Here is a 26,183-nt window from a genome sequence, read left to right on the forward strand (position 1 = left end):
AATCTGATAGAATTTGCCACCCACTACAGCGTATTGTGGAGTGGCAGTGCCCTGGCGTTATGTGCGCTTGGGTGGGAGTCCGGCCACTAATGCGGGCTACCAACTGGGGGCGCTGACTGTCGTCCATATCCGCTTGGGGAAACCGAAGCGGATATGGACTATTGCAAATTGGTGTCTGAAAAGCTATTCTTGCGCGCCTTTTTAGTGGCGCCGTCGGTTTTTTAGTCGCTGTCAGCGCCGAAATCAAAGTAGAGTCACATACTTTAATTAATAGCTGTGGCTCCCAATACGTGGAGTACGCCTCTATGGCACGTATTGCTGGTGTCAATGTACCAGATCACAAGCACGCCGTGATTTCCCTGACCCACATCTATGGGGTTGGTCGCACTGCGGCAAAAACTATTTTGGCAGCGGTTGGTATCGCTGAATCCACCAAAATCCGTGACCTGTCTGAAGAGCAGATCGAAACTATCCGCGGTGAAGTTGCGAAACTCACTGTAGAGGGCGACCTGCGCCGCGAAGTCTCCATGAACATCAAGCGTTTGATGGACCTGGGTTGCTACCGCGGTCTGCGTCACCGTCGCAGCTTACCGCTGCGTGGTCAGCGCACCAAGACCAATGCCCGCACCCGCAAGGGTCCGCGCAAGCCGATTCGCAAGTAAGCCTGATTAAGGCGCGATATCGCGGTTTAACAAGCCCCTTTTCGGTGAGAAACCATGGGGATTTGATACAGGATTTAGGATACTGGTATGGCTAAGCCAAAAACGACTGTTCGCAAGAAGGTCAAAAAGACCGTTGTCGACGGTATTGCCCACATCCACGCATCGTTCAACAACACGATCGTGACGATCACTGATCGCCAGGGCAATACCCTCAGCTGGGCCACCGCAGGTGGATCTGGCTTCCGTGGCTCGCGTAAGAGCACCCCGTTTGCAGCCCAGGTTGCCGCTGAGCGCGCAGGTACTGCAGCGCAGGAGTATGGCCTGAAAAACCTCGACGTGGAAGTGAAGGGCCCGGGCCCCGGTCGCGAATCTGCTGTTCGCGCACTGAACAACTGCGGCTACAAAATCACCAATATCACCGACGTGACGCCGATCCCGCATAACGGTTGTCGTCCGCCGAAAAAACGTCGCGTGTAAGAGGGGGCTGATAAAATGGCACGTTATATTGGACCAAAATGTAAACTGTCCCGCCGCGAAGGCACTGATCTGCAGCTGAAAAGTGGCGTGCGTCCGCACGACTCCAAGTGTCGCGCAGAATCCAAGCCCGGCCAGCACGGTGCTGGCCGCGGTCGTCTTTCTGACTACGGTGTTCAGTTGCGCGAGAAGCAAAAGGTTCGCCGCATTTATGGTGTACTGGAAAAGCAGTTCCGCAACTACTATAAGGAAGCGGCACGCATTAAGGGTGCAACGGGTGAAAACCTGTTGCAACTTCTGGAAAAGCGCCTGGACAACGTGGTTTACCGTATGGGCTTTGGCTCTACCCGCGCTGAAGCGCGCCAGCTGATTTCACACAAGGCAATTCTGGTCAATGGCAGCACTGTAAACATTCCTTCTTACCAAGTACAAGAAGGTGATGTCGTTGCTGTGCGCGAGAAAGCCAAGAAGCAGCTGCGTATCCAGAATTCTGTATCACTCGCTACCCAGCGTGGCGATGTCGAGTGGGTGGATGTGAACGCGAGCAAACTGGAAGGCACTTTCAAGCGCATTCCGGATCGTGTCGATCTGCCTGCAGAGATCAACGAAAACCTTATCGTGGAACTGTACTCCAAGTAACAATTCGTCCACTTTATGGAGTGCAACTGTAAACAGGTATGGCTATGCAGACTGCTGTCAACGAGTTTTTGACACCGCGTCGTATTGACGTCACCGAGTACAATCCGAATCATGCCAAAGTGGTTCTGGAGCCCCTGGAACGTGGCTTTGGCCACACTCTTGGCAACGCACTGCGTCGCATCTTGCTGTCCTCCATGCCGGGCTGCGCTGTCACCGAAGTTGAAATCGACGGTGTCGAGCACGAATACAGCGCGATCGAAGGTGTGCAGGAAGACGTTATTGAGATCCTGCTCAACCTGAAAGAAATCGCGGTTGTGATGCACGGCAAGGATCAGGCGGTATTGAGCCTGAGCAAGCGGGGGCCCGGTGTAGTGACAGCTGGGGATATCCAGGCGGATCACGATATCGAGATTGTGAATCCCGAGCACGTGATTGCCCACATCACCGGTGATGTGGAGCTCAGTCTTCGCCTTACCCTGGCGCGCGGTCGTGGCTACCAGCCCGCCGACGCCCGCCGTGGCGAGGAAGAGGAAGGTCGCACAATCGGTCGTTTGCAGCTGGACGCCTCCTACAGTCCGGTGCGCCGTGTGGCCTACAGTGTGGAGAGCGCACGTGTAGAGCAGCGCACTGACCTGGACAAGCTGGTTCTGGATCTGGAGACCAACGGTACTCTGGACCCGGAAGAGGCGATCCGCCGCGCAGCCACCATCCTGCAACAACAGTTGGCGGTATTTGTGGACCTGGAAGGTGAAAAGGATGCACAGCCCAAGGCGGAGGAGCCGGAGGTCGATCCGGTACTGTTGCGTCCGGTCGACGACCTGGAACTGACGGTACGTTCGGCCAACTGTCTGAAAGCGGAAAATATCTACTATATCGGTGACCTGATTCAGCGCACCGAAGTGGAACTGCTGAAGACCCCGAATCTTGGCAAAAAGTCCCTGACCGAAATCAAGGACGTATTGGCTTCCCGGGGTCTGTCTCTGGGTATGCGCCTGGAAAACTGGCCTCCGGTCAGCCTTAAAGGTGACAGCAAATTAAGCCCACTGTAAGTATTTGGTAGTCGCGGCAGTGTCGTGACAAGTAGAGAAAACCCGAGTGGTGCCACAGTTAGATGTGACGCCGCCCCAGAACGACCTGCTGTGACAGCACAACTGTGGTCGTAAGGAATTGAGTCATGCGTCATCGCTATAGTGGCCGTAAATTCAGCCGAACCAGCGCCCACCGCAAGGCCATGTTCAAGAACATGACCGCCTCTCTGGTGGAGCACGAACTGATCAAAACCACCCTGCCCAAGGCCAAGGAATTACGCCGCGTTGCCGAGCCGCTAATTACCCTGGCCAAGAAGGACAGTGTTGCCAATCGCCGCCTGGCTTTCGCCCGCACCCGTGACAAGGACACCGTGCGCAAGCTGTTCGATGAACTGGGTCCCCGCTACGAAACTCGCCCAGGTGGATACATCCGTATTTTGAAATGCGGCTTCCGGACGGGCGACAAGGCGCCGATGGCCTATGTCGAACTGGTGGATCGCCCCCAGGCGGAAGATGAGCCCGAAACAGCCGAGGCCTAGATCGCGGCCCATCTGGAGCAGAAAAAAGCCGGTCATCGACCGGCTTTTTTGTACAGACGCCAACTGAGATTACCGCTTCATGTCTTTCGAAGAATTGCTCAACACGCTCAATCCACACATTGTAGGGAGCCTGAAACGCGCTATTGAGTTGGGTAAATGGCCCGATGGGAAAACACTCACCGATGCGCAACGCCGCAGGTGTGGAGAGGCAGTGGCCCGTTGGGAGCAGCACAACCTGCCACCAGCATCCCGGGCAGGCTTTGTGCCCCGCAAAGAAACCCCGTGTGGGAATCCGCCTGCTGACGAGCGGAAGATCAACTGGGTGTAATTTTTACCAGCTTTGCCTTTTTGCTGCCGCAGGGCTTAGCAGTTATTACGGGAGTTGATTTTTTAACTCATTCCCTTCCTTTCATAGCATGATTTGTTCATGCCTTCGCGTGTAGCTAGTCCAGCGCGCCTTGCACATTCCCCCAAGCCTATTACACTGCTCCCATTATCCCGATATAGCGGAAATGGCAATAATGAATAATAAGATTCTGCTGTCTGTTGGTATCACCCTGCTTCTGGCCACTGGTGCCACTACCTGGTGGTATTTCATTCCAACACCTGATGATGTCGGAAATAGTCGTGATGCGAAGGTAGAAACGCGTCCGATGGATTTACACGCATTGCAGAGCCAGGCTCCTGAAAAAATGCGTGGTAAAGAGGCTGCCAGATTGTTGTCAGATCCGCGCGTGAAAACCTATCTGAGCAGGGAGCGGAATAAACAGGCGTTGGATGCCTATTTTAACCAGGGAGATTCGTCGCTGAGTGATGAGGAGGTCTGGCAGCTGATCGAATCCATAGAGTCTGAAGGGCGTGTCATGGCCTATGAGGCGCTGGCCCTGAAGCTGGCCTGGCTGGAGCGTAACAGTGTCAGTGCGCAGGCGTTCGAGCAGGCAGCCAGTGATTTGGTAGAGCGCTACCAGAGGAAATCCCAGCAGAATACAGCGGCCTATGACCCCTACGAAGCGGTGCCGGGATTTGCCGAGTACAAACAGAGAGAAGCGCAGATAGTGCTTGAAGTACAGGGAATGACACATTTTCCCGGTGGCATAAGCAAACAGGAATACCTTCGCAGGCGTCTGCAGGAAGCGAGGGAAAAAGCGTATTCAGGTCAAAATAATCGGTGACCGATGATCCATGCAAGCAGCCGCATACCATGGATCACGGATCCTACTATGAACCCGGCGACCAAATGGGTTGCCGGGTAAATCCAAACACTCGGTCAGAGCAGCCCGCCCACCAAATCGTAGAACCAGTTGTGGTTATTCTGGAAATCGGAAACCTGATCTGATTCATAGGCTCGGAGCATGGCGCCGCCTTGGTAGTTGACGATATTGTTGAGGAAATCGCGCAATACCAGCCCGTGCTCGGCGATCTCGCCATATTCCAGATCCAGGATAGTGGTGCAGTGACTTTCATTGAAGTCCCGGTACATCGGGAAATAGTAGCCCCAGTTGCTGGTCTGCTCAAGCTGTGGAATCAGGTTGTCAAAAGTGTCCTGCTGCCACTTGTTGCGCAGTTTGTTCAGACGGGACTGTGGATCCGGGTCGTTGTAAATATCTTCGTAGAAACGCTCGTAGGAATAGGATGAGAAGTTACCGTCAGCGAGGAAGTGGGTGATGCCGAGGCGGTCACTGGGAAACTTACCGGACAGGGCGGAGTAGAGCGAAGCCAGTTCATTCTTGTCGAATCCCGGAGTAATGCTGGCGAGCATATTGACCGGGTTGACATCATCGGGATCACCACCGGCGGAGTAAGTGGTCCAGGAGCTCAGCACTTTCTGGTGTAGGGGCAGGGATGGAAAGCTGTTGTTGTCTCCGCTGTTCAGCGGGGCCCGGTAGAGCGGGCCGGAATCATCAATCAGATAGCCGTAGTCCACGTCCATATCCGCGCGCAGCTTGGAATAGTTCAGCAGTGCCCCGATACTGCCGGCACTGCAGCCCGCCGCCACCATCTGCTTGGGTTTTTGTAAATTGTTTTTGACCCAAGAGGTTACCGCCTGCACATTGCGCACGCCATTGTGGTGCCATATCAGATCGGGATTCTCTCCCGTGGCGTCCTCATAGACCTCCGTTTTGTCCCCCACATAAATATCGCCTGTGCAATAGGGCACATACACCAGGTTCCATTCACCAGTTTTAAATTGGTTGTAGGGATGGTGGGTGTAAATCAGCGGTGATACTGCAGCGGTGGCCAGGTTGGCGGCATTTTGGAAGTCCAGCAGGTTGATGTTCTGTACATAGTTGTCGGGAATACCGTTGGGATTGCGTGCACCGCGAATACCTGTAGCCCCTGAACAGCTCTCATAATCCCAACAGGCGCCACCGCCTTCAAAATAGAACATGGTGTTGCTGGTATCCGGCACGCGGTACACAAAAAACTTGTAAGGCGAACCATTGCCGCACATGGCACCGGTATCGGCGGGAACATCTACTTTTTGCCAGTGGTCATATTTTCCGGGGCTGAACCCATCGTTAAAGTTGGGGTCATCCAGGGCGAGAGGGTACATGCTCTGTGCCTGCTCAGGAGTCACCTGTGCGTTGGCCTCGGGAGGGTCAAACAGGTGTTTCAGGGTGGTCCAGAAACTGTAATCTCCCGGCTCGGCCTGCGCATAGGAGGCAGTGAGTAGTGAGATGGCAATAAAGGCTGACATAAAACCACGGAGAATTCTTATCATTATTAATCCCCTTCCGGTAGTTGGTGTTTTCTCTCTGGACGAGGCTATTTGGATAGCGCTGAGCTGTACAAGGCAAGATGCCGTTGCTGTAATTCCTTCCTCTCCCGGCAGGCCAAAATAGACACTTGTCCAAATTGCTGATTTGGTAAAGCTTACAGAGGGTAGTTAATAATTCTGTGGCGGTCTAGGCGAAGTTTTGATGAAAACTATTTGGTCATGTAAGACTATTTGGTCTTTTCCCAAAGTAACACTACTGCTGGAAGCGGGTAACGCTGAAAAGAGAAAGAAGATGGTGTCTGGTGGAAACCCTTTTTGCGCGGGACCGACACTAGCTTGGAGAATGTCCAAGTCGCGTATTTACGAAAGTGCGGAATGAGACAGGGAGGTTAATTTTGGTTATTTTTTTATCCGAAACTTTTAGAAAAATAACAAAAAAAAATAAAATACTACAGAGTCAAGCTGACTTTGCTGTCAATGGCAAGGCCTTGTTGAAGTTCAAAAAGACGCTGGTGTTTTTCCCTTAGAATCTGCGCTGCCTGCGCCAACCCGACAGGATGGAAGTCAACTTTATCATGGGGTTTTAACTGGCCGAGGCGGTGTAAATCCGCCTTGATAACATGGGCAATGCGAGGATATCCACCAATAGTCTGGCCCTCCACAAAGGAAATAATGGGCTCGGTGCCAGGTGGAATCTGAATACTTCCAGGGTAGAGCCCGGATGAGATCATATGTTCAAACGCGCTTTCATTTCTTGTCGTGGTGGAAGAGTGGCACAAGCGAATACCCATGCGGTTACTCTGTGCCGATACTGCGTAAGTGGTGTGGTAAAACTGCTCAATGACATGGTCGTCAAAGAGGTGTTTATCCGGGCCGGAAACCACCCGAAATTGTGGGTGCGGTGCGTAGTGAAGGTGAAACTTCCGAGCCAGGCGCGCGGTTTGTGCTGTTCGAACATCGCAAAAATCAATACTATCACCAGCTGTAATGGCGCCACACCGATGCCCGCCAAAATGGCTGATCAGGTGTGTTGCCGAGCTACCTAATATTTCCGGTACGACCATTTTCCCGGAAAATCCAATATAGGCGCGGGCTCCGCTGATTAACTGGGCGAAATCCAGAGTGTCGCCCCGTTGTATCTGTATGGTCTCAAAATTATTCACGGGGTTGCCATTGAGCGTGACCTTAAACTGGGCGCCGGTAATGGCAATGGAGATGTCGCAACCAAATTCGATCCGGGGTCCTGTCAGGGTGATTTCGATCACTGGAATGTTTGTCACATTGCCCAGTATCAGGTTTGCCAGTGTCATCGCCAGGGGATCGGCGGCACCTCCCTGGGGAATGCCGTAGTGCATCAGGCCGGGGCGGCCACAGTCCTGAACGCTGGTTTGCAGGCCCGCACGGGTAAAGCAGATGCTCATCAGCGTTTTTCCCTGTATTTTGCGCGGGGGTAACTTTGCCTAATCGCCTCAAACTGGGTGATATCCACCGGGTGGAATTTGACAGTATCCAGGGGCTCAGCGATACAGGGGGTATCTCTGGCAGGGTGGAACAGGCCGATGGGGGTTTGTCCGATGATCTGCCAACCACCGGGCGTTGCCTGGGGGTAAACCCCGGTCTGGCTGCCGCCGATGCCTACAGCACCCGCTGAAATCCGCAGGCGCGGTGTGTGCTTGCGAGGGCAATGCAGCTGTGGGTCCAGCCCGCCTAGGTACAGAAACCCCGGGGAGAAGCCCAGCATATGCACCAGATAGGGGGGGTGGGTGTGCAGGGCAATAATTTCCTCCCGGGATAACTTTGTGTATTCACTGACTGTGTGCATGTCCGGGGCAAATACTTCCTCGTAGCAAACCGGTATGGAGATGGTACGCGGCTTCCTGTTTAACCTTGGGGGGGATTCTATGACCCCCTGAGCCAGTTCTATTAGCTGTTGTGTGAGAAGCCTGCGATCACAGGTGAGTGGATCGAAAGTAATCGTCAGGCACTGGTAGGCGGGAATCAGATCAACCAGACCGGGGAAGTCCTGCTTCTGGATCGACTGCCTGATCCCGATAATACAGCGGCTCAGGTCTTCACTCGGTGGGGATGCAAAGCAGATATCCAGCGCGCAGTCCCCGTTTGCCATAACTTTGAAACCGAAACTGTCGGGATCCGTATTACTATAAAAAGAATTCACGAGTGTATAGTCAGGCCATTTTTGCGCAAATGCCGCATTAACTGTTTTGCGATAATCGGAGCAGTAGGCGTGTCTCCGTGCAGGCAGATGGTATCCACAGAAAGCTGTATGGGCGCGCCCCGGTAGCCGCTAAATGTTTCTCCCCGCGCCAGGGCAAGTGCTTGATCAAGGCAGCTTTTCGGATCGGTAATCACAGATCCCGGCAGTGCGCGCGGCGCCAGTTTTTTCTTACTCAGATACCGCCGGTCCATAAAGCCCTCGCGGATAAATGCAGTGTTGAACTTTTTGCCAACGGCTTCCATCGCGCCATTGGCGAGGCCGACAATCTTCATATTGGGATATTCTTGTGCAAAGAAAATAAGAATTTGTTCGGCCAGTTCCTCATTCGACTCCGCATCGTTATAGAGCGCGCCGTGTAGCTTGATATGGTCAAGCTCGGCTCCAGCTTCGGCAATGAATGTGCGCAGCAGCCCGATTTGATCTTGTAGAGAGTCTAGCAGCTCATTCCTGGAAAGTTTTATGGACTTGCGTCCGAAATTTACCCTGTCGGGATAGCCGGGGTGGGCGCCGATCTGCAGCTGATGCTGAAGGGCGTTGGCAATAGAGAGTCGCATGATCTCCGGGCTGCCCGCATGGCCACCGCAGGCGATATTGCAGCGGGAGATAAAGGGCATGATACTCGCATCGCGACCACAACTGGAGATATCGCTGCCTTCTCCCAGGTCGCAGTTAATATCGATATGCATAGCGGTCCTTGCAAAAGTGCATTTAAAGGCTTGTATGGATGGAGAATTAACCTGTCGGGCAGGAATTAACCTCTACCGAAATATGTTCTGAATTAGATTGATAGCAATCTCCAAGAGGTGAGCAGAAGCAGGCGATCAGGGAAAGGTTGAATCTCTCTTGGTCAATTTTTTCCCAAAGATCAATAGATAAATCCCCTCTGTAGACTCTTAGAAATTCGAAGTCAGACTTTGCCGGAATAATAGTATTTTTTGTTGGGCTGCTGACAATTCCCCCAGAATCAAAGCTGATATCTCTCTCTTCTCTTATTGCATTTGCAATATTTTTCATCAGCTCGTTGTACTCTTTTTTGCAACAGCCTTTTAAGAAATCGGTATGATTGGAATGAGGAGTGTTTTTATAATTGAATTGAATGGATTTTAGTATCGCTGGCCCTGATCCGGCATTTTTGAGTGTAAAGGAGGTGAGCGGCTTTTTTTCTTTAATGTCAAAATTGCCATGGGAGAACTCCACAATCGGCATGGTCATCACTTTGACCTGGAGGTTGGCTGCCTTCGCTTGTTGGTAGGTGGCGTAAAAAGAGGCTGTGGAAATCAGAATGGCGCAGAGTGCGATAAGTAAAATCAGTCTCTCTTTATTTAAGAACTTCATTTTACTGATCTCAGAATGGACTAATAAAGGTAATGCTTTGTAAACAGGGCGCCTGAGTCATCCGGCACCCTTTGTGAATGAAGCTATTCGAGCATTGGTTTGAGAAATTGCCCGGTATGGGACAATTCCATTTCCGCGACCTCTTCCGGTGAACCCGCTGCAATAATTTGACCGCCACCGGAACCGCCCTCCGGACCCAAGTCAACGATCCAGTCAGCGGTTTTGATGACGTCCAGATTGTGTTCGATCACAACAATGGTATTGCCGTGATCGCGAAGTCGGTGCAATACATCCAGCAGTAACTGGATATCGGCAAAGTGCAGGCCGGTGGTGGGTTCGTCGAGAATATACAGGGTTTGGCCGGTGTCGCGCTTGGACAGTTCGCGCGAGAGCTTCACCCGCTGCGCTTCACCGCCGGAGAGGGTGGTGGCTGCCTGGCCGAGCTTGATATAGGCGAGACCCACATCCATCAGTGTCTGCAGTTTTTTGGCAATGGCAGGCACCGGGTCGAAGAACGCCCGCGCATCTTCCACGGTCATTTCCAGTACCTCGTGGATATTTTTGCCCTTGTAGTGTACTTCCAGGGTTTCGCGATTGTAGCGCTTACCGTGGCAGGTGTCGCAGGGCACGTAGATATCCGGGAGGAAGTGCATTTCCACCTTGATGACGCCATCGCCCTGGCAGGCCTCGCAGCGACCGCCCTTGACGTTAAAGCTGAAGCGACCGGGCTTGTAGCCGCGGGAGCGCGCTTCCTGGGTGCCGGCGAACAGGTCGCGGATCGGGGTGAAAATACCGGTGTAGGTGGCCGGATTGGACCTGGGTGTGCGCCCGATCGGGCTCTGATCAATATCCACGCACTTGTCGAAGTGCTCCAGCCCATGCACTGCTTGGTAGGGTGCAGCCTTCAGAGTGGTGGCCTTGTTCAGGGCGGTTGCCGCAAGCGGATACAGGGTGGTGTTGATCAGGGTGGATTTACCGGAGCCGGAGACACCGGTGACGCAGGTGAACAGTCCCACGGGGATTTCCAGGTCCACGTTTTGCAGGTTGTTGCCATTGGCACCCTTGAGACGGAGTATATAGTCCTGGTCCGGGATATACCGCTCCTCAGGCACGGCAATTTTTTTCTTGCCGGAGAGATATTGGCCGGTGAGGGATTTTTTGCACTTGGCAATGCTGTCGGCGCTACCGGCGGCAACGATTTCACCGCCATGCACCCCGGCGCCGGGGCCGATATCGACGATATAGTCTGCGCTGCGGATGGCCTCTTCATCGTGCTCCACCACGATCACCGTATTGCCGATATCGCGCAGGTGGGTGAGCGTGCTGAGTAGACGCGCATTGTCGCGCTGGTGAAGGCCGATGGAGGGTTCATCGAGGATGTACATCACGCCCACCAGGCCGGCGCCAATCTGGCTGGCCAGGCGAATACGCTGGGCCTCACCACCGGACAGGGTTTCAGCGCTGCGATTCAGAGTCAGATAATTGAGGCCAACGTCCACCAAGAAGCGAAACCGGTCGCGCAGTTCCTTAAGGATTTTGTCGGCAATCTCTTTCTGGGCGCCTTCAAAATTCAGCTGGTGATCAAAATAATCAAAGGCATCACCCACCGGCAGGGCGGTGATCTGAGCCAGGGTGCAGTTGTCGACAAAGACGTGGCGGGCCTCGCGGCGCAGTCGGGTACCGTCGCATTCCGGGCACTGCTGTGTGCTCAGGTATTTGGCCAGTTCCTCGCGCACGGATTGGGATTCGGTATCCTGGTAGCGGCGCTGGAAGTTGGGGATAATGCCTTCGAAGGTGTGACGGCGCACAGTGACGTCGCCGCGGTCATTGACATAGCTGAAGTCGATGATTTCATCGCCGCTGCCGTGCAGGACAACCTTGCGGTGCGCTTTGCGCAGCTTTTTCCAGGGCTTGTCCAGATCGAAGCCGTAGTGTTCTGCGAGGGCGTCGAGCATATGGTAATAGTAGATATTGCGCCGGTCCCAGCCGCGGATGGCGCCCTCGGAAATACTGCTCTGCGGATCGAGTATCACCTTGTCTTCGTCGAAGAACTGTTTGACCCCCAGGCCGTCACAACTGGGGCAGGCGCCGGCGGGATTGTTGAAAGAGAACAGGCGCGGCTCCAGCTCATCCAGGGAGTAGTCGCACACCGGACAGGCGTGGCGGGCGGAGAAGAGCCGATCTTTCTGATTGCCGTCCATAAAACCGATGGAGGCGATGCCCTGGGTGAGGTTCAGGGCTGTTTCAAAAGATTCCGCCAGCCGCAGTTGCAGATCTTTGCGCACCTTGAAGCGGTCCACGATGACCTCGACGGTGTGCTTGCGGCGCTTGTCCAGTTTGGGGGTGTCATCGAGATCGCAGGTCACCCCGTCGATGCGCGCGCGTACGAAACCATCGCGGCGCAGCTGTTCGAACACATGTTGATGCTCGCCCTTGCGATCCCGCACCACGGGTGCCAACAGCATGATTTTACTGCCCTCCGGCAGGGCCAGTACCTGATCCACCATCTGGCTGACCGTCTGCGCCTGTAGCGGCTCAGCGTGTTCGGGGCAGCGGGGTTCGCCCACGCGGGCAAACAGCAGGCGCAGATAGTCGTAAATCTCGGTGATGGTGCCCACGGTGGAGCGGGGGTTATGGGAGGTGGACTTTTGCTCGATGGATATGGCTGGAGACAGTCCGTCGACGGTGTCCACATCCGGCTTTTCCATCATCGACAGGAACTGGCGCGCATAGGTGGAGAGGGATTCCACATAGCGGCGTTGGCCCTCGGCATAGAGGGTGTCAAATGCCAGGGAGGACTTGCCGGAACCGGACAGTCCGGTAATCACGATCAGTTTGTCGCGGGGGATGTCGAGGTCGATATTTTTCAGGTTGTGGGTGCGCGCACCCCTTACATAAATCGTGTCCACGCTCTACCTATTTGCTGGTCATATTGGGTCGGGCCTCGGACTTGCTCCTCGCAGGGCGATCACAACTGCGGTGCCGAAAAACAGCCCAGTATAAACTCGCTATCCGATGTGCCAAAATCGTCTGTCGCAAAAACCCAACAGCTAGACAGATTGAAGTGATGGTTCCTGTAATTCTCTGCGGAGGTACGGGCTCGCGCCTGTGGCCTCTCTCCCGCGAAGCCTATCCGAAACAGTTTCTGCCGCTCATTGGCACTGAGACCATGTTGCAGGCTACAGTGCGGCGGCTGGAGGGTTTGCAGCGGTTACAGGCCCCCATTCTGGTGTGCAATGAGGAGCACCGCTTTGCTGCGGCGGAGCAATTGCAGGAGATCGGCCACGGCGCCCAGTCAATCCTGCTGGAGCCCTGCGCGCGCAATACGGCACCGGCCATCGCGCTGGCCGCATTGGTGGCACTGGAGCGTGGTGAGGATCCCTTGCTGTTGGTGTTGCCGGCGGATCATGCAGTGGCGGACGTGCCGGCTTTCCAAAGTGCGGTGCAGGCGGCGGAAGCGCTGGCAGAGCAGGGGCATCTGGTGACCTTCGGTATTGTGCCGACGCGCGCCGAGACGGGCTATGGCTATATTCGTCGCGGAGAGGCTCTGGGGGACCATGCCTGGAAGGTGATGGCGTTTGTCGAGAAGCCGGATGTCGATACTGCGAAGTCTTACCTGGCCGGCGGCGAACACGCCTGGAACAGTGGCATATTCCTGTTTCGCGCCTCCCGTTATTTGGAAGAGCTGGACCAGCACCGCAGGGATATTCTCGCAGCCTGTCGGAGCGCCTGTGCGCGCGCCACGCGGGATCTGGATTTCACCCGTGTGGATAAAGCGGCCTTTGCCGCCTGTGCCGACGAGTCGGTGGATTATGCGGTGATGGAGTGCACCGAATCCGCCGCCGTGGTTTCTATGGACGCCGGCTGGAGCGACGTGGGCTCCTGGCTCGGGCTTTGGGAGCTGGCCGAGCGGGATGCCGATGACAACCTGCTGCGTGGCGACGTGCTGCTGGAGGACAGCGAGGGCTGTCTGGTGCGCGCTGAAAATCGCCTGGTGAGCCTGCTGGGCGTCAAGGATCTGGTGGTGGTGGACACCGATGATGCCCTGTTGATCGCCAGCAAACAGCGGGTGCAGGAAGTGAAAAAGCTGGTGCACAGTCTCAAACACTCGGGGCGCAGCGAGGCCCGGCGTCACCGCAAGGTCTACAGGCCCTGGGGTTACTATGACTGCATAGATGCGGGCCCGCGTTTTCAGGTCAAACGTATCGTGGTCAAGCCCGGGCAACAGCTGTCTCGACAAATGCACCACCATCGTGCCGAGCACTGGGTCGTTGTGCGCGGCACAGCGAGGGTAACCCATGGCGAAGAGAAATTACTGATCACGGAGAACCAGTCCACTTACATTTCCCTGGGGGTGGTCCACCGCCTGGAAAATCCGGGCACCATTCCCCTGGAGTTGATCGAGGTGCAATCCGGCAGTTACCTGGGTGAGGATGATATTGTCCGCTTTGACGATGACTACGGTCGCAATTAGCCCTGGTGAGTATCTCTGCAGCTGCCACTACAGCCCGGCGGCGGCTCACTGTACAATGCGCGCCCAATTGAATGCTGTTGCGGAATTTGCATGAATGCCATTGAGCGTCGCGCCCTGGGTGGACTGGCTCCCCTGTATGTTTTTCGCATGCTCGGCCTGTTTATGGTGCTGCCGGTGCTCACCGTTTACGGTGGGGATTACCGCGCCAGCACGCCCCTGCTGCTGGGGCTGGCCATGGGTGCCTATGGCCTGAGCCAAGCGGTGCTGCAGATTCCTTTGGGGCTGTTGTCCGATCGCTGGGGGCGCAAGCCGGTGATCTATACAGGCCTGGTCCTGTTTGCCCTCGGCAGTGTGATTGCCGCCCACACGGACTCGGTTTACGGATTGATTGCTGGCAGGGTGCTGCAGGGCTGTGGTGCTATTTCGGCGGCGGTAATGGCGCTGGTTGCGGATCTCACCCGGGACGAGAAGCGCGGTATTGCCATGGCGATAATAGGCGCGTCAATCGGTGTGGCCTTTATGCTGGCAGTGATACTGGGGCCGGCCCTGGCGGGCGCCGGTGGCCTGGCGGCCATCTTCTGGGTCACCGCGGTATTGGCTTTGGTGGGCATTCTGCTGGTCTGGTGTGTCGTACCAACGCCACCGGTGGCGCGACGCCCGGCGGTATCCAGCAGCGGTTTCCGCACTGTGCTGGGCAGCGGTCTCACCTGGCGGTTGGTTTCCGGGGCTTTTTTTTCCCACCTGTTACTGACGGCGTTATTTGTCGCCCTGCCGCCGGTTTTGGTGGACAGGCTGGGGTGGCCGGCAGGGGAGCACTGGAAATTGTATGGCCCACTGATGCTGGGTACCTTTATTCTGATGCTGCCGCTGATGCGGTTGGCAGAGCGCGGTGAAAAAGCGCCGCTCGCCTTGAACCTGGGCGCTCTGGCTCTGGCTGGTGGCAGTGCGACACTGTTGCTGGCGACCGGCCCCGTGGCTGCAGTGGTACTGCTGGGTATTTTCTTTACCGGTTTCAATTTGCTGGAGGCACTGTTGCCGGCCCAGTTGACCCGCAAGGCGCCGGTGGATGCCCGCGGGGCCGCTTCGGGCCTCTATGCAACCCTGCAGTTTTTCGGCACCTTTGTCGGCGGCAGTCTGGGAGGCTACCTGTTCGGTGTGGGCGGTGCGAATGCTGTGGCCTGGTTCGGTTTTGCGGTGTTATCGATCTGGGGCCTGTTCTGGTGGTGGCTGTGCGAGCGGGCCAGTGCTTACTAACTGGTGGCGACTGTTGTATGCTGCTGGATAAACATACACTGATTGCCTGCCGGGACGGTCGCGCAACAGCAGTGCTTAAGCAGGCGTGCACAGGTAACGTCTGAATCATAATTGCCCCGGGCGGGACCCGGGCTGAAGACAGGAGAGGGCCATGGCCAGGGGAATTAATAAAGTTATTTTGATTGGCAATCTGGGCAATGATCCGGAAACCCGCTATATGCCGAGTGGGGGTGCCGTAACCAACGTGAGCCTGGCCACCAGCGAGAGCTGGAAAGACAAGCAGACCGGCCAGCAGCAGGAGCGCACCGAGTGGCACCGGGTGGTGTTTTTCAACCGTCTGGCCGAGATTGCCGGGGAGTACTTGCGCAAGGGTTCCAAGGTGTATATTGAAGGGGCACTGCGCACACGCAAGTGGCAGGACAAGAACACTGGCCAGGACCGCTACAGCACCGAGATTGTCGCCAGTGAGATGCAGATGCTCGACGGCCGCGGTGAAGCGGGCGGTTTTGGTCAGGGTATGAGTGGTGCCGGAATGGGCGCCGCCGATACCGGTGCACACCCCACGGGTGGTCAGGGCGCCTTTGCACCGGCAAATACCGCCCCTTCGCCGGCGGCGCCATCCAACAAGCAGCAGCCTGGCCAGGGGCCCGCCGGAGGCTTCGATAACAGCTTTGACGATGATATTCCCTTCTGAGACTGGCCTGTCCAGTGTCTGAACTGAACTCCGGCTACAGACCGAGCACCGTCGCGGTTATCACTGCTGGCAACGAAATTGACGGTGCGTTGCAGAAACGCCTGCAGCGTGCTGGCTTGCGCATCCAGCTGTTGGCCCCGTCTGAGCTCGAACAATTGCGCCCGGGCTCTATCGTGATCAATGCCTCGGCCTGCGCCGATGCGCAGGGCATGCCGGAGGCGCTGCAGGTGGCCAGGCTGCTCGCGCAAACCCTCTGTGCGCATGTGATCCATCTCTCTTCCTATCAGGTCTTTGGCGGTGGCGAACCCCGCCGCTACGATGAAGACGATGCGGCGGACCCCCGCGCCCGTTGCGGGCAACAGTGGCTGTCCTGTGAGCGGGCTCTGGGCGCTTTGGACAACCTGACTATTCTGAGATTCGGCTGGGTGGTAGACAGCAGCCGGGATGCACTGTTGGGGCGGATATTGCGCAGTTTTGTGGCGGGCGAGCCTATTGCCCTGGATGGCTGCAACAGCGGCAATCCGGTCACCGCTTTGGATTTGGCGCGTGTGGTGGTGGCAGTATCACAACAATTGGCCAGTGGGGCCTGTGCCAACGGGATTTACCACTACGGTAGCTCCGACAGCTGTACTGCGATGGAGTTTGCTTTGGAGGTTGTGGAGCGGGCCCGATCCTTCTATGACGAAGAGCGCCTGGTGCAGCTGAACCCACTGGAGGATAGCGGCGAGCGGCGAGACCGCAGTGTTGTTCTGGCCTGTGGCAAGCTGCGCGATGTGTTTGGCATCCAGCAGCACAGCTGGCGCCAGGGTCTCACCCGGCAGGTAGAGCTTTGGCTTGAGCGCCTGGAAGCAGAGAGGTCGACACACTAAAAAAGAGTGCCGAGGAGGGATTTGCAAAAGAGAAGGGTGCCCGTCAGGCAGGCCCCTTTTTGGTTTGTGGCCTATACCTTGTCGAAAACCAGGCAGGCATTGGTGCCACCAAAGCCGAAGCTGTTCGACATGGCGCGCTTTATTTCGCATTCGCGCAATTCGGTCACCAGGTCCATGCCTTCGGCTGCGGGGTCCCGGTTGTCTACATTGGCCGAGGCAGCGATAAAACTGTTTTGCATCATCAGCAGGCTGTAAATAGCCTCCTGTACACCGGCAGCCCCAAGGGAGTGGCCGGTGAGCGATTTTGTGGAAGCGAAAGCCGGCCCCTTGTCCCCAAAGACTTCGCGCATGGCCTTGAGTTCGGCCACATCGCCCACAGAGGTCGAGGTGCCGTGGGTATTGATATAGTCCACGCTGCCCCGCAGGCCCTGACCATCCATGCCCGCCATGGCCTGTTGCATACAGCGCACCGCACCCTCGCCGCTGGGGGCGACCATGTCGTAACCATCCGAGGTGGCGCCGTAGCCGGTCAGCTCAGCGTAAATGGTGGCACCGCGTGCCAGGGCATGGTCCATCTCCTCCAGTATCAGGCAGCCACCGCCGCCGGCGATCACAAACCCATCGCGATCCGTATCGTAGGGGCGCGAGGCTCTGGTGGGGGTTTCGTTGTACTTGCTCGAGAGGGCGCCCATGGCATCAAACAGATGGGTCAGGCTCCAGGCCAGTTCCTCGCCGCCACCGGCAAAGACAATATCCTGCTTGCCCATTTGGATCAGCTCGGCCCCGTGGCCAATGCAGTGGGCGCTGGTTGCGCAGGCGGAAGAGATGCTGTAGTTGACTCCCTTGATTTTGAACGGGGTGGCCAGACAGGCGGAGACGGTGCTGCCCATCACTTGGGGCACCCGGTAGGCACCGACACGGCGCACGCCTTTTTCTTTGAGGGTGTGGGCGGCATCAATAATCTGCTGGGTGGAGGTGCCCCCGGAGCCCATAATGATACCGGTGCGGGGGTTGGAAATATCGCTCTCCTCCAGGCCGGACAGATCGATGGCCTCGCGCATGGCAATATAGGCATAGGCGGCGGAATCACCCATAAAGCGCAGTGGTTTGCGGTCGATATGTTCCTTGAAATCAATATCCACCGAGCCGGCTATCTGGCTGCGCAGTCCGAGTTCCCGATATTCGTCCTGAAATCGAATGCCGCTGCGGCCGGCTCTCAGGGAGGCGATGACTTCTTTTGTGTTGGTACCGATACAGGATGTGATTCCCATTCCGGTAATGACTACCCGGCGCATAGTGATCTCCAGCATAGCGTGTCGGCAGAGGACTTGATGATGTCCAGTGGGTTTGGTCTTCGGCCAGTTTAAAAATTATCCGTGCGGGTAAACAAGCCTACGCGAAGATCCTTCGCTGTGTAAATTTCGCGATCATCGACAGAGACAGTGCCGTTGCCGATGCCCATGACGAGTCTACGTTCGACGATACGGCTCATCTGGATATGGTAAGTCACTTTCTTGTTGGTGGGCAGAATTTGTCCGGTAAACTTGACTTCACCGCAGCCGAGCGCGCGACCGCGCCCGGGATTGCCCTTCCAGGCGAGGAAATAACCGAGCAGTTGCCACATGGCGTCCAGGCCGAGGCAGCCGGGCATAACCGGATCGCCGGGAAAGTGGCAATTGAAAAACCACAAATCAGGATGGATGTCCAGCTCTGCAATCAACTCTCCCTTGCCGAAGGCACCGCCCTCTTTGGAGATGTGGGTGATTCGGTCCAGCATCAGCATATTGGGGGCGGGCAGTTGGGCATTGCCGGGGCCGAACATTTCACCCCGGGAGCAGGTCAGGAGTTCCTCTCTGCTATAGTTGCTTTTTTGAACAAAGTTACTCATCTTATCCCTATTATTGGGTGGTTGTGCAATTGAGGCTGGGCGTTTTTGCAAGAGCGGGCATTCTAAGGGCTGTGTCTTGCTTGTCCAGTCAGCCAAAATTTTTTTGTGACTGGCGCTATAGTTGTCTTCACAATCTTAGAGCATTTAATCGGGGATTTTTGACCTTATCGGGAAGCCCTGCGTCATCTTGTGTAAATGATACCGCTTGCCAACTGTGATAGATTGCCGGCCCGATGGGGGAGGCACGATTTTGTTCAAAGGGGGTAAAATGCTCAAAAAATGTCTATTTCCGGTTGCCGGTTACGGCACCCGTTTCCTGCCAGCTACCAAAGCCATGCCCAAAGAGATGCTGCCTTTGGTGAACAAACCGCTGGTACAGTACGGCGTCGAGGAAGCTATTGAGGCGGGGTTGACGGAAATCGGCTTTGTCACCGGGCGGGGCAAGCGTGCCATCGAGGACCACTTTGATACCAACTTTGAACTGGAACACCAGATCGCCGGAACCGGTAAAGAACGCTACCTGGACTCTGTGCGCAAGGTCATCGATTGTGCCAGTTTCTCCTATACGCGCCAGGGGGAAATGCGTGGATTGGGCGATGCGATCCTGCAGGGGCGCCGCTTGGTGGGGGATGAAGCCTTCGCTGTAGTATTGGCCGACGACCTGTGCCTGAATGATGACCTGGGTGTCCTCGCGCAGATGGTGCGGCTCTACAAACAGTTTCGCTGCAGCATCGTTGCCGTAGAGGAAGTCCCTATGGCGGAGATCCATAAATTCGGTGTGATCGCGGGCAACGAGATCAAACCGGGCCTCTATCAGGTGACCGATATGATCGAGAAGCCGGCTGCGGAGGAGGCGCCGAGCAATAAGGCGATTATTGGACGCTACATTTTGACCCCGGATATTTTTGATCTGATCCGGGATACGCCCCCAGGCAAAAATGGGGAAGTTCAGATTACCGATGCCCTGCTGGCCCAGGCGCGCCAGGGCTGCGTGCTGGCCTATGCGTTCAGAGGGCGCCGTTTTGACTGTGGTTCGGTGGAGGGGTTTATCGAGGCCACAAATCATGTGTATGAAAATGTATACCTACCCAGGCATTCCGCTCAGGAGAAGCAGTAAGTGCGCGATCTCACCTGTTTTAAAGCCTATGATGTGCGCGGTCGGGTACCGGAAGAACTGAATGCTGATATTGCTTACCGGGTGGGGCGTGCCTTTGCCCAGTTCCTGGGTGCGCGCCGGGTGGTGGTCGGGCACGATATACGCCGCACCAGTGGCGAACTGACTGCAGCGCTGGCCAATGGCCTGTGCGATGCCGGGGCAGATGTGTTTCATATTGGGGAGTGTGGGACCGAAGAGATTTATTTCTCCACGTTTCATGGGGACTTTGATGGCGGTATCTGTGTGACCGCCAGCCATAATCCCATGGATTACAACGGAATGAAGTTTGTCCGTGCCGGCAGTAGCCCGATCAGCGGTGATACCGGTTTGCTGGACATCAAGCGCCTGGCGGAGGAGAGCAACTTTACCCCTGTGACAAAGCGCGGTGAATCGCAACGTTTCGAGCATCGCGCAGACTTTATTCAGCATTTATTGGGATATATTGACCGCTCCGCACTCAAGCCGCTCAAGCTGGTGGTCAATGCTGGCAATGGCGGCGCGGGTGCCGTGGTTGATGCGTTGGCACCACACCTGCCGTTTGAGTTTGTGCGGGTACACCACCAGGCGGATGGCAATTTCCCCAATGGCATCCCCAACCCGATACTGCCGGAGAATCGCGCACCCACTGCGGTGGCGGTGCGTGAGAGCGGGGCTGACCTTGGTATCGCCTGGGATGGCGATTTTGACCGCTGTTTTTTCTTCGATGAAAAGGGTGCGTTTGTCGAAGGTTACTATGTGGTCGGTTTGCTTGCAGAGGCTTTTTTGCGCAAGCATGAAGGCGGCACAGTGGTTCACGATCCCCGCCTACTGTGGAATACCAGGGATATCGTCCACAGGGCGGGTGGGGTACCGGTGCAGAGCAAAACCGGCCACGCGTTTATCAAGGAGCGTATGCGCCGGGAGGACGCGGTTTACGGCGGCGAGATGAGTGCCCACCACTACTTCCGTGACTTCGCCTACTGCGATAGCGGTATGATCCCCTGGCTATTGGTGGCCGAGTTGATCAGCCGCAGTGGCAAGCCCCTGTCCGAACTGGTTGGGGCGGGTATGATGGCATTTCCCTGCTCCGGCGAGATCAATACTAGGGTGCGGAATGCTGCGGCGCTGCTGGAAACCGTCGAAGCGCACTATGGTCCGGATGCCGAGCACGTTGAGCATGTGGATGGTTTGAGCGTGGACTATGCTGATTGGCGCTTTAATCTTAGGATGTCCAATACCGAACCGGTTGTCCGCCTGAATGTGGAATCCCGCGGGAATAAGGCCCTGATGCGCGCAAAGACTGAAGAGTTACTGAAACTGATCCGGGCCTGAATTCCGGTGGTTCAATGCTGTTGAGCTGATTGCCTTCCTTGTAATAGCGGCGCAGGTGTGCGCAGTGACCCGTATTTCATCGGTCCGCGGCGGCACCTGCCCCTGCCCTCATACGCTGTCAACCCGTTTGGCTGTCGGGCTGGCACCACCCCTGGGGCGTTAGGCCTCTCTTTCCACTGCAAAGCTGGCCAGTTGCTGCAAGGCGGTCTTTTGTGCGCAGTCAGGCAGAAAAGCCAGTTGTGCCTTTGCGTTATCGACAGCGGCGCGGGCGTGTTCCATGGTGTAATCCAGTGCCCCGCACGTCTCGATGGCTTCGACGATGCTGGATAATTGCTTCGCACTATGCTGTTCGATGGCTTCCCTGACCAGTTGTGCCTGGGCCTCGGTACCATTGGCCATGGTGTAGATGAGTGGCAGGGTCGGTTTGCCCTCGGCCAGATCATCACCCACATTCTTACCCAACGCCTCCGGGTTGCCGCGGTAGTCGAGCGCATCATCGACCAGTTGGAAGGCGAGTCCCAGATGGCGGCCGTACAGTTTCAGAGCGGTTTGTACCTCGCCAGTGCACCCGGACAAGACCGCGGCAGTTTCACAGGCGGCCTCAAAAAGGGCGCCGGTTTTCTTGTGGATAACGGTTAAGTAGCTGTCTTCTCCCACGCCTGGATCACCGGCATTGACCAGCTGCTGTACCTCGCCCTCGGCGATGGTATTGGTCGTATCGGAGAGGATTGCCATGATGCCCATATCCTGTAGGGCAACCATCATCTGGAAGGCGCGGGAGTAGAGGAAGTCACCCACCAGGACGCTGGGGGCATTGCCCCATTTGGCGTTGGCAGTGAGGCGGCCGCGTCGCAGTTCAGAAGTGTCCACTACATCGTCGTGCAGCAGTGTGGCCGTGTGAATAAACTCAATAATGGTGGCGAGGTCGATATGGCGATTACCGCGATAACCGCAGGCCCTGGCGCAGAGCAGTACCAGCAGGGGCCGCAGGCGCTTGCCGCCGGCTTCCACCAGATAGTGGCCGATGTTTTCCACCAGGGGAACGTCCGAGTGCAGTTGGTCGAGAATACGCTGGTTGACCGCGGCAAAGTCTTCGGCGGCGACCCTGTGGAAAGGCAGCATGCATGAGTTCCTTATACGACTGGACAGAGACCGCCCGGAGGGGCCGGGCGGTAAAGGGACGCTATTGTATCAACCCGGTGAATTGATTAGAATCTGCGCCCCGCCGTTTGCGGGTACCGATCGGCTCGGATCTGGGACCCCTCGGCAACAGATGTTTAGACAACACGGCGCAAGCTCCCGAAATGCGGGTGGTGACTCATCAGTCCGCCCGCTGCTTCGTGTCGTCCATACCGGAGCAGAGAAAATATGTATGCTGTTTTTGAGAGTGGTGGCAAGCAACACCGCGTGGAAGAGGGCGAGGTACTTCGCCTTGAGAAATTGGAAGTCGCGACTGGAGAATCCATCGATTTCGATAAGGTGCTGATGGTGGTTGATGGCGACAAGATTGATATCGGTGCCCCCATTGTCAACGGCGCAACAGTGACTGCTGAAGTGGTCAACCACGGCCGCGGTGAGAAGGTGAAAATCATCAAGTTCCGCCGTCGCAAGCATTCCATGAAGCGCCAGGGGCACCGCCAGTGGTATACCGAAGTGAAAATCACTGGTATCAAAGCATAAAGAGGAGTAACGATTCATGGCACATAAGAAAGCTGGCGGCAGTACGCGAAATGGCCGCGATTCCGAGAGTAAACGCCTTGGTGTTAAGCGCTTTGGCGGTCAGTCTGTTGCTGCAGGCAATATCATCGTTCGCCAGCGTGGCACCAAGTTCCACGCCGGGGTAAATATTGGTATGGGTAAAGACCATACTCTGTTCGCCACTGCGGACGGCGTTGTGAAGTTTGAAGTGAAGGGCCCCAACAACCGCAGGTTTGTTTCTATTGAAACAGCCTGAACGGAATCTGGCTCAAGCTTCAAAAAAGCCCCGCTTGCTGCGGGGCTTTTTTGTTGTAAGACCCTGAGCGGTTGCGGAATACGCAACCTTGGGAGGTGGGCACTCGTAGTTTGGAGAACCTGTTGTCTGGCTTGGTGATGGGCATCTCACGTTTGCACACGGCGAGGGATAGATAATCGCTGAAGCGGTGGAGTAATTTATGAAGTTTGTCGATGAAGCGCCCATCTACGTGCAGGCGGGTAAGGGGGGCAATGGCTGCCTGAGCTTTCGCCGGGAAAAGTTTGTCGAGCGGGGCGGACCGGATGGCGGTGATGGCGGCGATGGTGGCTCCGTCTACCTGGAAGCCGACGACTCCCTGAATACCCTGGTGGATTACCGCTACCAGCCCCGCTATATCGCCGAGACCGGCCAGCAGGGGCGCGGGCGCAACTGCACCGGCGCCAAAGGGGAGGATCTGGTATTGAAGGTACCGGTGGGGACCACGGTGATTGATGCGGAAACCGGTGAAACCCTGGGGGATATGACCGATGCTGGCGAGCGCCTTCTGGTTGCTCGGGGCGGTTTCCATGGCCTCGGCAATACCCGCTTCAAGTCCAGCACCAACCGGGCTCCCCGCCAGACCACCAATGGGACTGAGGGCGAGGCGCGCAACCTCAAGCTGGAGCTGAAAGTCTTGGCCGATGTGGGCATGCTCGGGTTACCCAATGCCGGCAAGTCCACATTTATACGCGCCGTTTCCGCAGCCAAGCCCAAGGTGGCCAACTATCCCTTTACGACCCTGGTGCCCAATCTGGGGGTGGTGCAGGTACAGCAGCACCGCAGCTTTGTGATCGCCGATATCCCCGGCCTGATCCAGGGTGCCGCCGAGGGCGCCGGCCTGGGCATCCGCTTTCTCAAGCACCTGACCCGCTGTCGGGTGCTCTTGCACCTGGTGGATCTGGCACCGTTTGACGGCTCAGATCCCATTGAGAATGCTTGGGCCATTGAGCGCGAGCTGGCCAGCTTCAGCGCCACGCTGGCCGGGCGCGAACGCTGGCTGGTATTCAACAAAACAGATCTGGTGCCCGCGACCGAGTTGGAGGCGCGCTGTGAAGCGATTGTTGAAGCGCTGAACTGGACCGGGCCGGTGTTTCGGGTGGCTGCGATCCGCGCGGAGGGTACCGCTGTGCTGGTTGGTCGTCTGATGGGCTATCTGGAAGCGCGCCGGGAGGCGGAGGGCAGGGCCCCGCAGCTGGCCCAGGCGGAGCTGGAGGTGCAAATGCAGCGCGAGGCGCGCGAGCGCATTGAGGCACTGCGAGATAGTTATCGCGCCAGGCGCAGGGCCGCCAGGGGATCGGTGGTGGATGATGAGGATCGGGAGGGTGACGATCACGATGTGGATATCGAGTATCGCCCCTGAATGGCGCCGGTATGGCGGTGAGGCGCTGCATCCGGCCTGATCTGAGCATAGTGAGATTGAATAGTGGGCTGTGCGGTTAATTTGGTAACAATATTTTTTGCGCGCTTGACTGTCGTAATTATTTTTTCTGTGCTTTTTGTCAACTTAAATGATTTCGCTAAATCTCGGCTATAAACAAAGTACTATTTAATTAACCGCATGGCCCACTAGGCTCCACACCTAAAACACAGAATCGCCAATACAATGCATAAATCGGACAGGCTTTTTCAGTTGACGAACCTTCTGAGAGCGCACCAGCCAATAACCGCAAAGGATTTGGCAGAAAAGCTCGCTGTGTCTGAACGAACAATCTACAGGTATATGGACGATCTCTCTTTGTCCGGAATTCCTGTGTATGGTGAGGCAGGCATTGGCTATAGACTTTCAGAAGGCTTTGAACTTCCGCCCTTACAGTTAACGCAGCTGGAACTCGAAGCCCTTATTGTCAGTGTAGACATGCTTTCTTCATGGACTGGGCCAGAGCTGGGCAAAGCCTCTCGCGCACTATTGAGTAAAATTGAAGCAGGACTGTCAAACCCGACAAAGCTTGACGTTCAAAAAAACATCAGAGTCCCGGGAGAGCATTTACGGGCTATTGATTTCAAGCACTGGGATCAGCTGCATAAAGCAATAAATTCTCAGCAATGGGTGCACATCTCCTATAACTCGCTGGCAAACAAAGCCTCAAATCGCCTCATTTTTCCATTAGGCCTTTTCTATTGGGGGGGCAAATGGACGCTTGCCTGCTGGTGTAGCTTAAAAGAACAATATCGAGATTTCAGAGTAGATCGTATAGGAAGTATTGCTTCCGCAGTAGCACCAACGGTGATTCCAGATACAGTCAATTTAACCAATTGCATCAACTACCAGAGAAATCAATCTTTGCAATACGCTACTGACACAATGGTGTCAGGAGGATAGCCCAATACTGCAATCTCCACAAAAGGAGAGAATCATGTTATATCGTACTGAAACAGCAGAGTTTATGGGTCTTGAGTTTGCAAGTTTCCGCCTTGCTGAAGGCGCATTCGAAAAGGATTTGATCGCACTTTCAAAAGCGGTAGATGAAAGTTTTTTATCCGAACAGGAAGGCTTGCTTTCTCACTTTCTTCTGCGAGGTAAGGATGGCGTCTATGCGGATGTGGCTATTGCGACAACGCAAGCAAGAGCAGAAGAAATATGTCAAATGTGGCTTGACAATGCCGTTGCCAAGCAATACTTGGAACTTCTTGATCAGGACTCAGTAGATATGTCATTTTGGTCGAGAATTACCTGATCAACAGGCGAGAGCCTAACCGTATTTTCCAGGGGGCTGCGCCTAGGGGCTGTTCCCGTTTCACATGGGTAGCCATAGGAAGGCACAAGCCATAGCTACTGTGCTTTGATAGCACCTCTTGAGTTTGTCGAAACGTGAGGCAATCGCGCGGTAGTGTTTCAATTGTATTAGTTCAGACCAAATCTGACACATCTCCTTGAAAAGAGGGGGTTTACCGGTTTTGATGAAGGTGACGAA

Annotated in this window: 27 protein-coding genes and 1 pseudogene; 18 read left to right on the forward strand and 10 right to left on the reverse strand. The window is 55.8% G+C overall.

The window, feature by feature from the left end:
• Positions 1-305: 305 nt before the first annotated feature.
• The 7 genes from rpsM to Q1A48_RS15185 all read left to right on the forward strand — a co-directional run bounded on the left by rpsM (position 306) and on the right by Q1A48_RS15185 (position 4,514).
• Entirely contained in the window at positions 306-662 is a 357-nt protein-coding gene (gene rpsM / locus Q1A48_RS15155; protein WP_299946522.1) for a 30S ribosomal protein S13, read from the forward strand.
• A gap of 87 nt (positions 663-749) precedes the next feature.
• Positions 750-1,139 (forward strand): 30S ribosomal protein S11, encoded by a 390-nt coding sequence (rpsK, locus tag Q1A48_RS15160; protein ID WP_020411406.1) that lies wholly within the window; start codon positions 750-752, stop codon positions 1,137-1,139.
• Positions 1,140-1,154: 15 nt separating this feature from the next.
• The gene (gene rpsD, locus Q1A48_RS15165; RefSeq protein WP_299946530.1) at positions 1,155-1,775 is read left to right on the forward strand and encodes a 30S ribosomal protein S4; all 621 of its coding nucleotides are present in this window, start codon (positions 1,155-1,157) and stop codon (positions 1,773-1,775) included.
• 44 nt (positions 1,776-1,819) lie between these two features.
• Positions 1,820-2,824: a DNA-directed RNA polymerase subunit alpha gene (gene rpoA / locus Q1A48_RS15170; protein ID WP_299946533.1), complete on the forward strand. Its 1,005-nt coding sequence runs from the start codon at positions 1,820-1,822 to the stop codon at positions 2,822-2,824.
• 125 nt (positions 2,825-2,949) lie between these two features.
• Entirely contained in the window at positions 2,950-3,342 is a 393-nt protein-coding gene (gene rplQ, locus Q1A48_RS15175) for a 50S ribosomal protein L17 (protein ID WP_299946536.1), read from the forward strand.
• A gap of 79 nt (positions 3,343-3,421) precedes the next feature.
• On the forward strand, positions 3,422-3,670 hold the full coding sequence (locus Q1A48_RS15180) for a DUF1315 family protein (protein WP_299946539.1): 249 nt from the start codon (positions 3,422-3,424) through the stop codon (positions 3,668-3,670).
• 193 nt (positions 3,671-3,863) lie between these two features.
• Entirely contained in the window at positions 3,864-4,514 is a 651-nt protein-coding gene (locus Q1A48_RS15185; RefSeq protein ID WP_299946542.1) for a hypothetical protein, read from the forward strand.
• A gap of 95 nt (positions 4,515-4,609) precedes the next feature.
• Here the strand turns inward: Q1A48_RS15185 and Q1A48_RS15190 are convergent, their stop codons facing one another.
• The 6 genes from Q1A48_RS15190 to uvrA form a co-directional block, all read right to left on the reverse strand.
• The gene (locus Q1A48_RS15190; RefSeq protein ID WP_299946545.1) at positions 4,610-6,064 is read right to left on the reverse strand and encodes a pectin acetylesterase-family hydrolase; all 1,455 of its coding nucleotides are present in this window, start codon (positions 6,062-6,064) and stop codon (positions 4,610-4,612) included.
• A 446-nt stretch (positions 6,065-6,510) separates the two neighbouring features.
• A complete protein-coding gene (locus tag Q1A48_RS15195) occupies positions 6,511-7,482 on the reverse strand; it encodes a biotin-dependent carboxyltransferase family protein (protein WP_299946547.1) in 972 nt (323 codons plus the stop codon).
• Positions 7,482-8,186 (reverse strand): 5-oxoprolinase subunit PxpB, encoded by a 705-nt coding sequence (gene pxpB / locus Q1A48_RS15200; protein WP_299946550.1) that lies wholly within the window; start codon positions 8,184-8,186, stop codon positions 7,482-7,484. The genes Q1A48_RS15195 and pxpB overlap by 1 nt, the downstream gene beginning before the upstream one ends.
• 47 nt (positions 8,187-8,233) lie before the next feature.
• The gene (gene pxpA, locus Q1A48_RS15205) at positions 8,234-8,983 is read right to left on the reverse strand and encodes a 5-oxoprolinase subunit PxpA (RefSeq protein WP_299946553.1); all 750 of its coding nucleotides are present in this window, start codon (positions 8,981-8,983) and stop codon (positions 8,234-8,236) included.
• A 46-nt stretch (positions 8,984-9,029) separates the two neighbouring features.
• Positions 9,030-9,632, reverse strand: a complete 603-nt coding sequence (locus Q1A48_RS15210) for a hypothetical protein (RefSeq protein WP_299946556.1) — start codon at positions 9,630-9,632, stop codon at positions 9,030-9,032.
• An 83-nt stretch (positions 9,633-9,715) separates the two neighbouring features.
• A complete protein-coding gene (gene uvrA / locus Q1A48_RS15215; RefSeq protein WP_299946558.1) occupies positions 9,716-12,541 on the reverse strand; it encodes an excinuclease ABC subunit UvrA in 2,826 nt (941 codons plus the stop codon).
• Between the two features lie 158 nt (positions 12,542-12,699).
• On the opposite strand from uvrA, the gene Q1A48_RS15220 reads away from it, so the two are divergent.
• The 4 genes from Q1A48_RS15220 (at position 12,700) to Q1A48_RS15235 (ending at position 16,923) form a co-directional block, all read left to right on the forward strand.
• Positions 12,700-14,106: a mannose-1-phosphate guanylyltransferase/mannose-6-phosphate isomerase gene (locus Q1A48_RS15220; RefSeq protein ID WP_366523423.1), complete on the forward strand. Its 1,407-nt coding sequence runs from the start codon at positions 12,700-12,702 to the stop codon at positions 14,104-14,106.
• A gap of 90 nt (positions 14,107-14,196) precedes the next feature.
• A complete protein-coding gene (locus Q1A48_RS15225; protein WP_299946561.1) occupies positions 14,197-15,360 on the forward strand; it encodes an MFS transporter in 1,164 nt (387 codons plus the stop codon).
• A gap of 151 nt (positions 15,361-15,511) precedes the next feature.
• Positions 15,512-16,054, forward strand: coding sequence for a single-stranded DNA-binding protein (ssb, locus tag Q1A48_RS15230; protein WP_299946562.1), 543 nt, complete (start codon positions 15,512-15,514; stop codon positions 16,052-16,054).
• Between the two features lie 14 nt (positions 16,055-16,068).
• Positions 16,069-16,923: a sugar nucleotide-binding protein gene (locus Q1A48_RS15235; RefSeq protein ID WP_299946564.1), complete on the forward strand. Its 855-nt coding sequence runs from the start codon at positions 16,069-16,071 to the stop codon at positions 16,921-16,923.
• Positions 16,924-16,994: 71 nt separating this feature from the next.
• On the opposite strand, the gene fabB is transcribed toward Q1A48_RS15235, so the two are convergent.
• Together fabB and fabA are read right to left on the reverse strand one after the other, a co-directional pair.
• On the reverse strand, positions 16,995-18,218 hold the full coding sequence (gene fabB / locus Q1A48_RS15240) for a beta-ketoacyl-ACP synthase I (RefSeq protein ID WP_299946566.1): 1,224 nt from the start codon (positions 18,216-18,218) through the stop codon (positions 16,995-16,997).
• A 68-nt stretch (positions 18,219-18,286) separates the two neighbouring features.
• Positions 18,287-18,811 carry a 3-hydroxyacyl-[acyl-carrier-protein] dehydratase FabA gene (gene fabA, locus Q1A48_RS15245; protein ID WP_299946568.1) on the reverse strand — a complete coding sequence of 175 codons (525 nt, stop codon included), beginning with the start codon at positions 18,809-18,811 and terminating at the stop codon, positions 18,287-18,289.
• 268 nt (positions 18,812-19,079) lie between these two features.
• Here fabA and galU point away from each other — a divergent pair, with 268 nt between their 5' ends.
• Positions 19,080-19,928, forward strand: coding sequence for a UTP--glucose-1-phosphate uridylyltransferase GalU (gene galU / locus Q1A48_RS15250; protein WP_299946569.1), 849 nt, complete (start codon positions 19,080-19,082; stop codon positions 19,926-19,928).
• A complete protein-coding gene (locus Q1A48_RS15255) occupies positions 19,929-21,278 on the forward strand; it encodes a phosphomannomutase (protein WP_299946572.1) in 1,350 nt (449 codons plus the stop codon). It abuts the gene before it with no gap.
• Positions 21,279-21,437: 159 nt separating this feature from the next.
• On the opposite strand, the gene ispB is transcribed toward Q1A48_RS15255, so the two are convergent.
• Entirely contained in the window at positions 21,438-22,400 is a 963-nt protein-coding gene (gene ispB / locus Q1A48_RS15260; protein ID WP_299946574.1) for an octaprenyl diphosphate synthase, read from the reverse strand.
• 246 nt (positions 22,401-22,646) lie between these two features.
• On the opposite strand from ispB, the gene rplU reads away from it, so the two are divergent.
• The 5 genes from rplU to Q1A48_RS15285 all read left to right on the forward strand — a co-directional run bounded on the left by rplU (position 22,647) and on the right by Q1A48_RS15285 (position 25,946).
• Positions 22,647-22,958 carry a 50S ribosomal protein L21 gene (rplU, locus tag Q1A48_RS15265; protein ID WP_299946576.1) on the forward strand — a complete coding sequence of 104 codons (312 nt, stop codon included), beginning with the start codon at positions 22,647-22,649 and terminating at the stop codon, positions 22,956-22,958.
• Between the two features lie 16 nt (positions 22,959-22,974).
• Complete coding sequence (rpmA, locus tag Q1A48_RS15270; protein WP_299946578.1) at positions 22,975-23,232, forward strand: 50S ribosomal protein L27; 258 nt, start codon at positions 22,975-22,977, stop codon at positions 23,230-23,232.
• 199 nt (positions 23,233-23,431) lie between these two features.
• Positions 23,432-24,631 carry an Obg family GTPase CgtA gene (gene cgtA / locus Q1A48_RS15275; protein WP_299946580.1) on the forward strand — a complete coding sequence of 400 codons (1,200 nt, stop codon included), beginning with the start codon at positions 23,432-23,434 and terminating at the stop codon, positions 24,629-24,631.
• 243 nt (positions 24,632-24,874) lie between these two features.
• On the forward strand, positions 24,875-25,591 hold the full coding sequence (locus Q1A48_RS15280) for a YafY family protein (protein WP_299946581.1): 717 nt from the start codon (positions 24,875-24,877) through the stop codon (positions 25,589-25,591).
• Between the two features lie 34 nt (positions 25,592-25,625).
• Positions 25,626-25,946, forward strand: a complete 321-nt coding sequence (locus Q1A48_RS15285) for a hypothetical protein (RefSeq protein WP_299946583.1) — start codon at positions 25,626-25,628, stop codon at positions 25,944-25,946.
• A 60-nt stretch (positions 25,947-26,006) separates the two neighbouring features.
• On the opposite strand, the pseudogene Q1A48_RS15290 reads toward Q1A48_RS15285, so the two are convergent.
• A pseudogene (locus Q1A48_RS15290) lies at positions 26,007-26,111 on the reverse strand (IS5/IS1182 family transposase); the annotation flags it as partial.
• Positions 26,112-26,183: the final 72 nt, after the last annotated feature.

Source organism: uncultured Microbulbifer sp. (genome assembly GCF_947489355.1).
Lineage (GTDB): Bacteria > Pseudomonadota > Gammaproteobacteria > Pseudomonadales > Cellvibrionaceae > Microbulbifer.

Coding starts and splice junctions, on each gene's coding strand:
- pxpA (WP_299946553.1), bottom strand. CDS start 8,983: ATGCATATCGATATTAACTGCGACCTGGGAGAAGGCAGCGATATCTCC.
- Q1A48_RS15195 (WP_299946547.1), bottom strand. CDS start 7,482: ATGAGCATCTGCTTTACCCGTGCGGGCCTGCAAACCAGCGTTCAGGAC.
- pxpB (WP_299946550.1), bottom strand. CDS start 8,186: ATGGCAAACGGGGACTGCGCGCTGGATATCTGCTTTGCATCCCCACCG.
- rplU (WP_299946576.1), top strand. CDS start 22,647: ATGTATGCTGTTTTTGAGAGTGGTGGCAAGCAACACCGCGTGGAAGAG.
- rpsM (WP_299946522.1), top strand. CDS start 306: ATGGCACGTATTGCTGGTGTCAATGTACCAGATCACAAGCACGCCGTG.
- fabA (WP_299946568.1), bottom strand. CDS start 18,811: ATGAGTAACTTTGTTCAAAAAAGCAACTATAGCAGAGAGGAACTCCTG.
- rplQ (WP_299946536.1), top strand. CDS start 2,950: ATGCGTCATCGCTATAGTGGCCGTAAATTCAGCCGAACCAGCGCCCAC.
- rpmA (WP_299946578.1), top strand. CDS start 22,975: ATGGCACATAAGAAAGCTGGCGGCAGTACGCGAAATGGCCGCGATTCC.
- Q1A48_RS15185 (WP_299946542.1), top strand. CDS start 3,864: ATGAATAATAAGATTCTGCTGTCTGTTGGTATCACCCTGCTTCTGGCC.
- rpsK (WP_020411406.1), top strand. CDS start 750: ATGGCTAAGCCAAAAACGACTGTTCGCAAGAAGGTCAAAAAGACCGTT.
- fabB (WP_299946566.1), bottom strand. CDS start 18,218: ATGCGCCGGGTAGTCATTACCGGAATGGGAATCACATCCTGTATCGGT.
- rpsD (WP_299946530.1), top strand. CDS start 1,155: ATGGCACGTTATATTGGACCAAAATGTAAACTGTCCCGCCGCGAAGGC.
- galU (WP_299946569.1), top strand. CDS start 19,080: ATGCTCAAAAAATGTCTATTTCCGGTTGCCGGTTACGGCACCCGTTTC.
- Q1A48_RS15225 (WP_299946561.1), top strand. CDS start 14,197: ATGAATGCCATTGAGCGTCGCGCCCTGGGTGGACTGGCTCCCCTGTAT.
- Q1A48_RS15190 (WP_299946545.1), bottom strand. CDS start 6,064: ATGATAAGAATTCTCCGTGGTTTTATGTCAGCCTTTATTGCCATCTCA.
- Q1A48_RS15210 (WP_299946556.1), bottom strand. CDS start 9,632: ATGAAGTTCTTAAATAAAGAGAGACTGATTTTACTTATCGCACTCTGC.
- ispB (WP_299946574.1), bottom strand. CDS start 22,400: ATGCTGCCTTTCCACAGGGTCGCCGCCGAAGACTTTGCCGCGGTCAAC.
- Q1A48_RS15280 (WP_299946581.1), top strand. CDS start 24,875: ATGCATAAATCGGACAGGCTTTTTCAGTTGACGAACCTTCTGAGAGCG.
- ssb (WP_299946562.1), top strand. CDS start 15,512: ATGGCCAGGGGAATTAATAAAGTTATTTTGATTGGCAATCTGGGCAAT.
- rpoA (WP_299946533.1), top strand. CDS start 1,820: ATGCAGACTGCTGTCAACGAGTTTTTGACACCGCGTCGTATTGACGTC.
- Q1A48_RS15180 (WP_299946539.1), top strand. CDS start 3,422: ATGTCTTTCGAAGAATTGCTCAACACGCTCAATCCACACATTGTAGGG.
- Q1A48_RS15285 (WP_299946583.1), top strand. CDS start 25,626: ATGTTATATCGTACTGAAACAGCAGAGTTTATGGGTCTTGAGTTTGCA.
- Q1A48_RS15220 (WP_366523423.1), top strand. CDS start 12,700: ATGGTTCCTGTAATTCTCTGCGGAGGTACGGGCTCGCGCCTGTGGCCT.
- cgtA (WP_299946580.1), top strand. CDS start 23,432: ATGAAGTTTGTCGATGAAGCGCCCATCTACGTGCAGGCGGGTAAGGGG.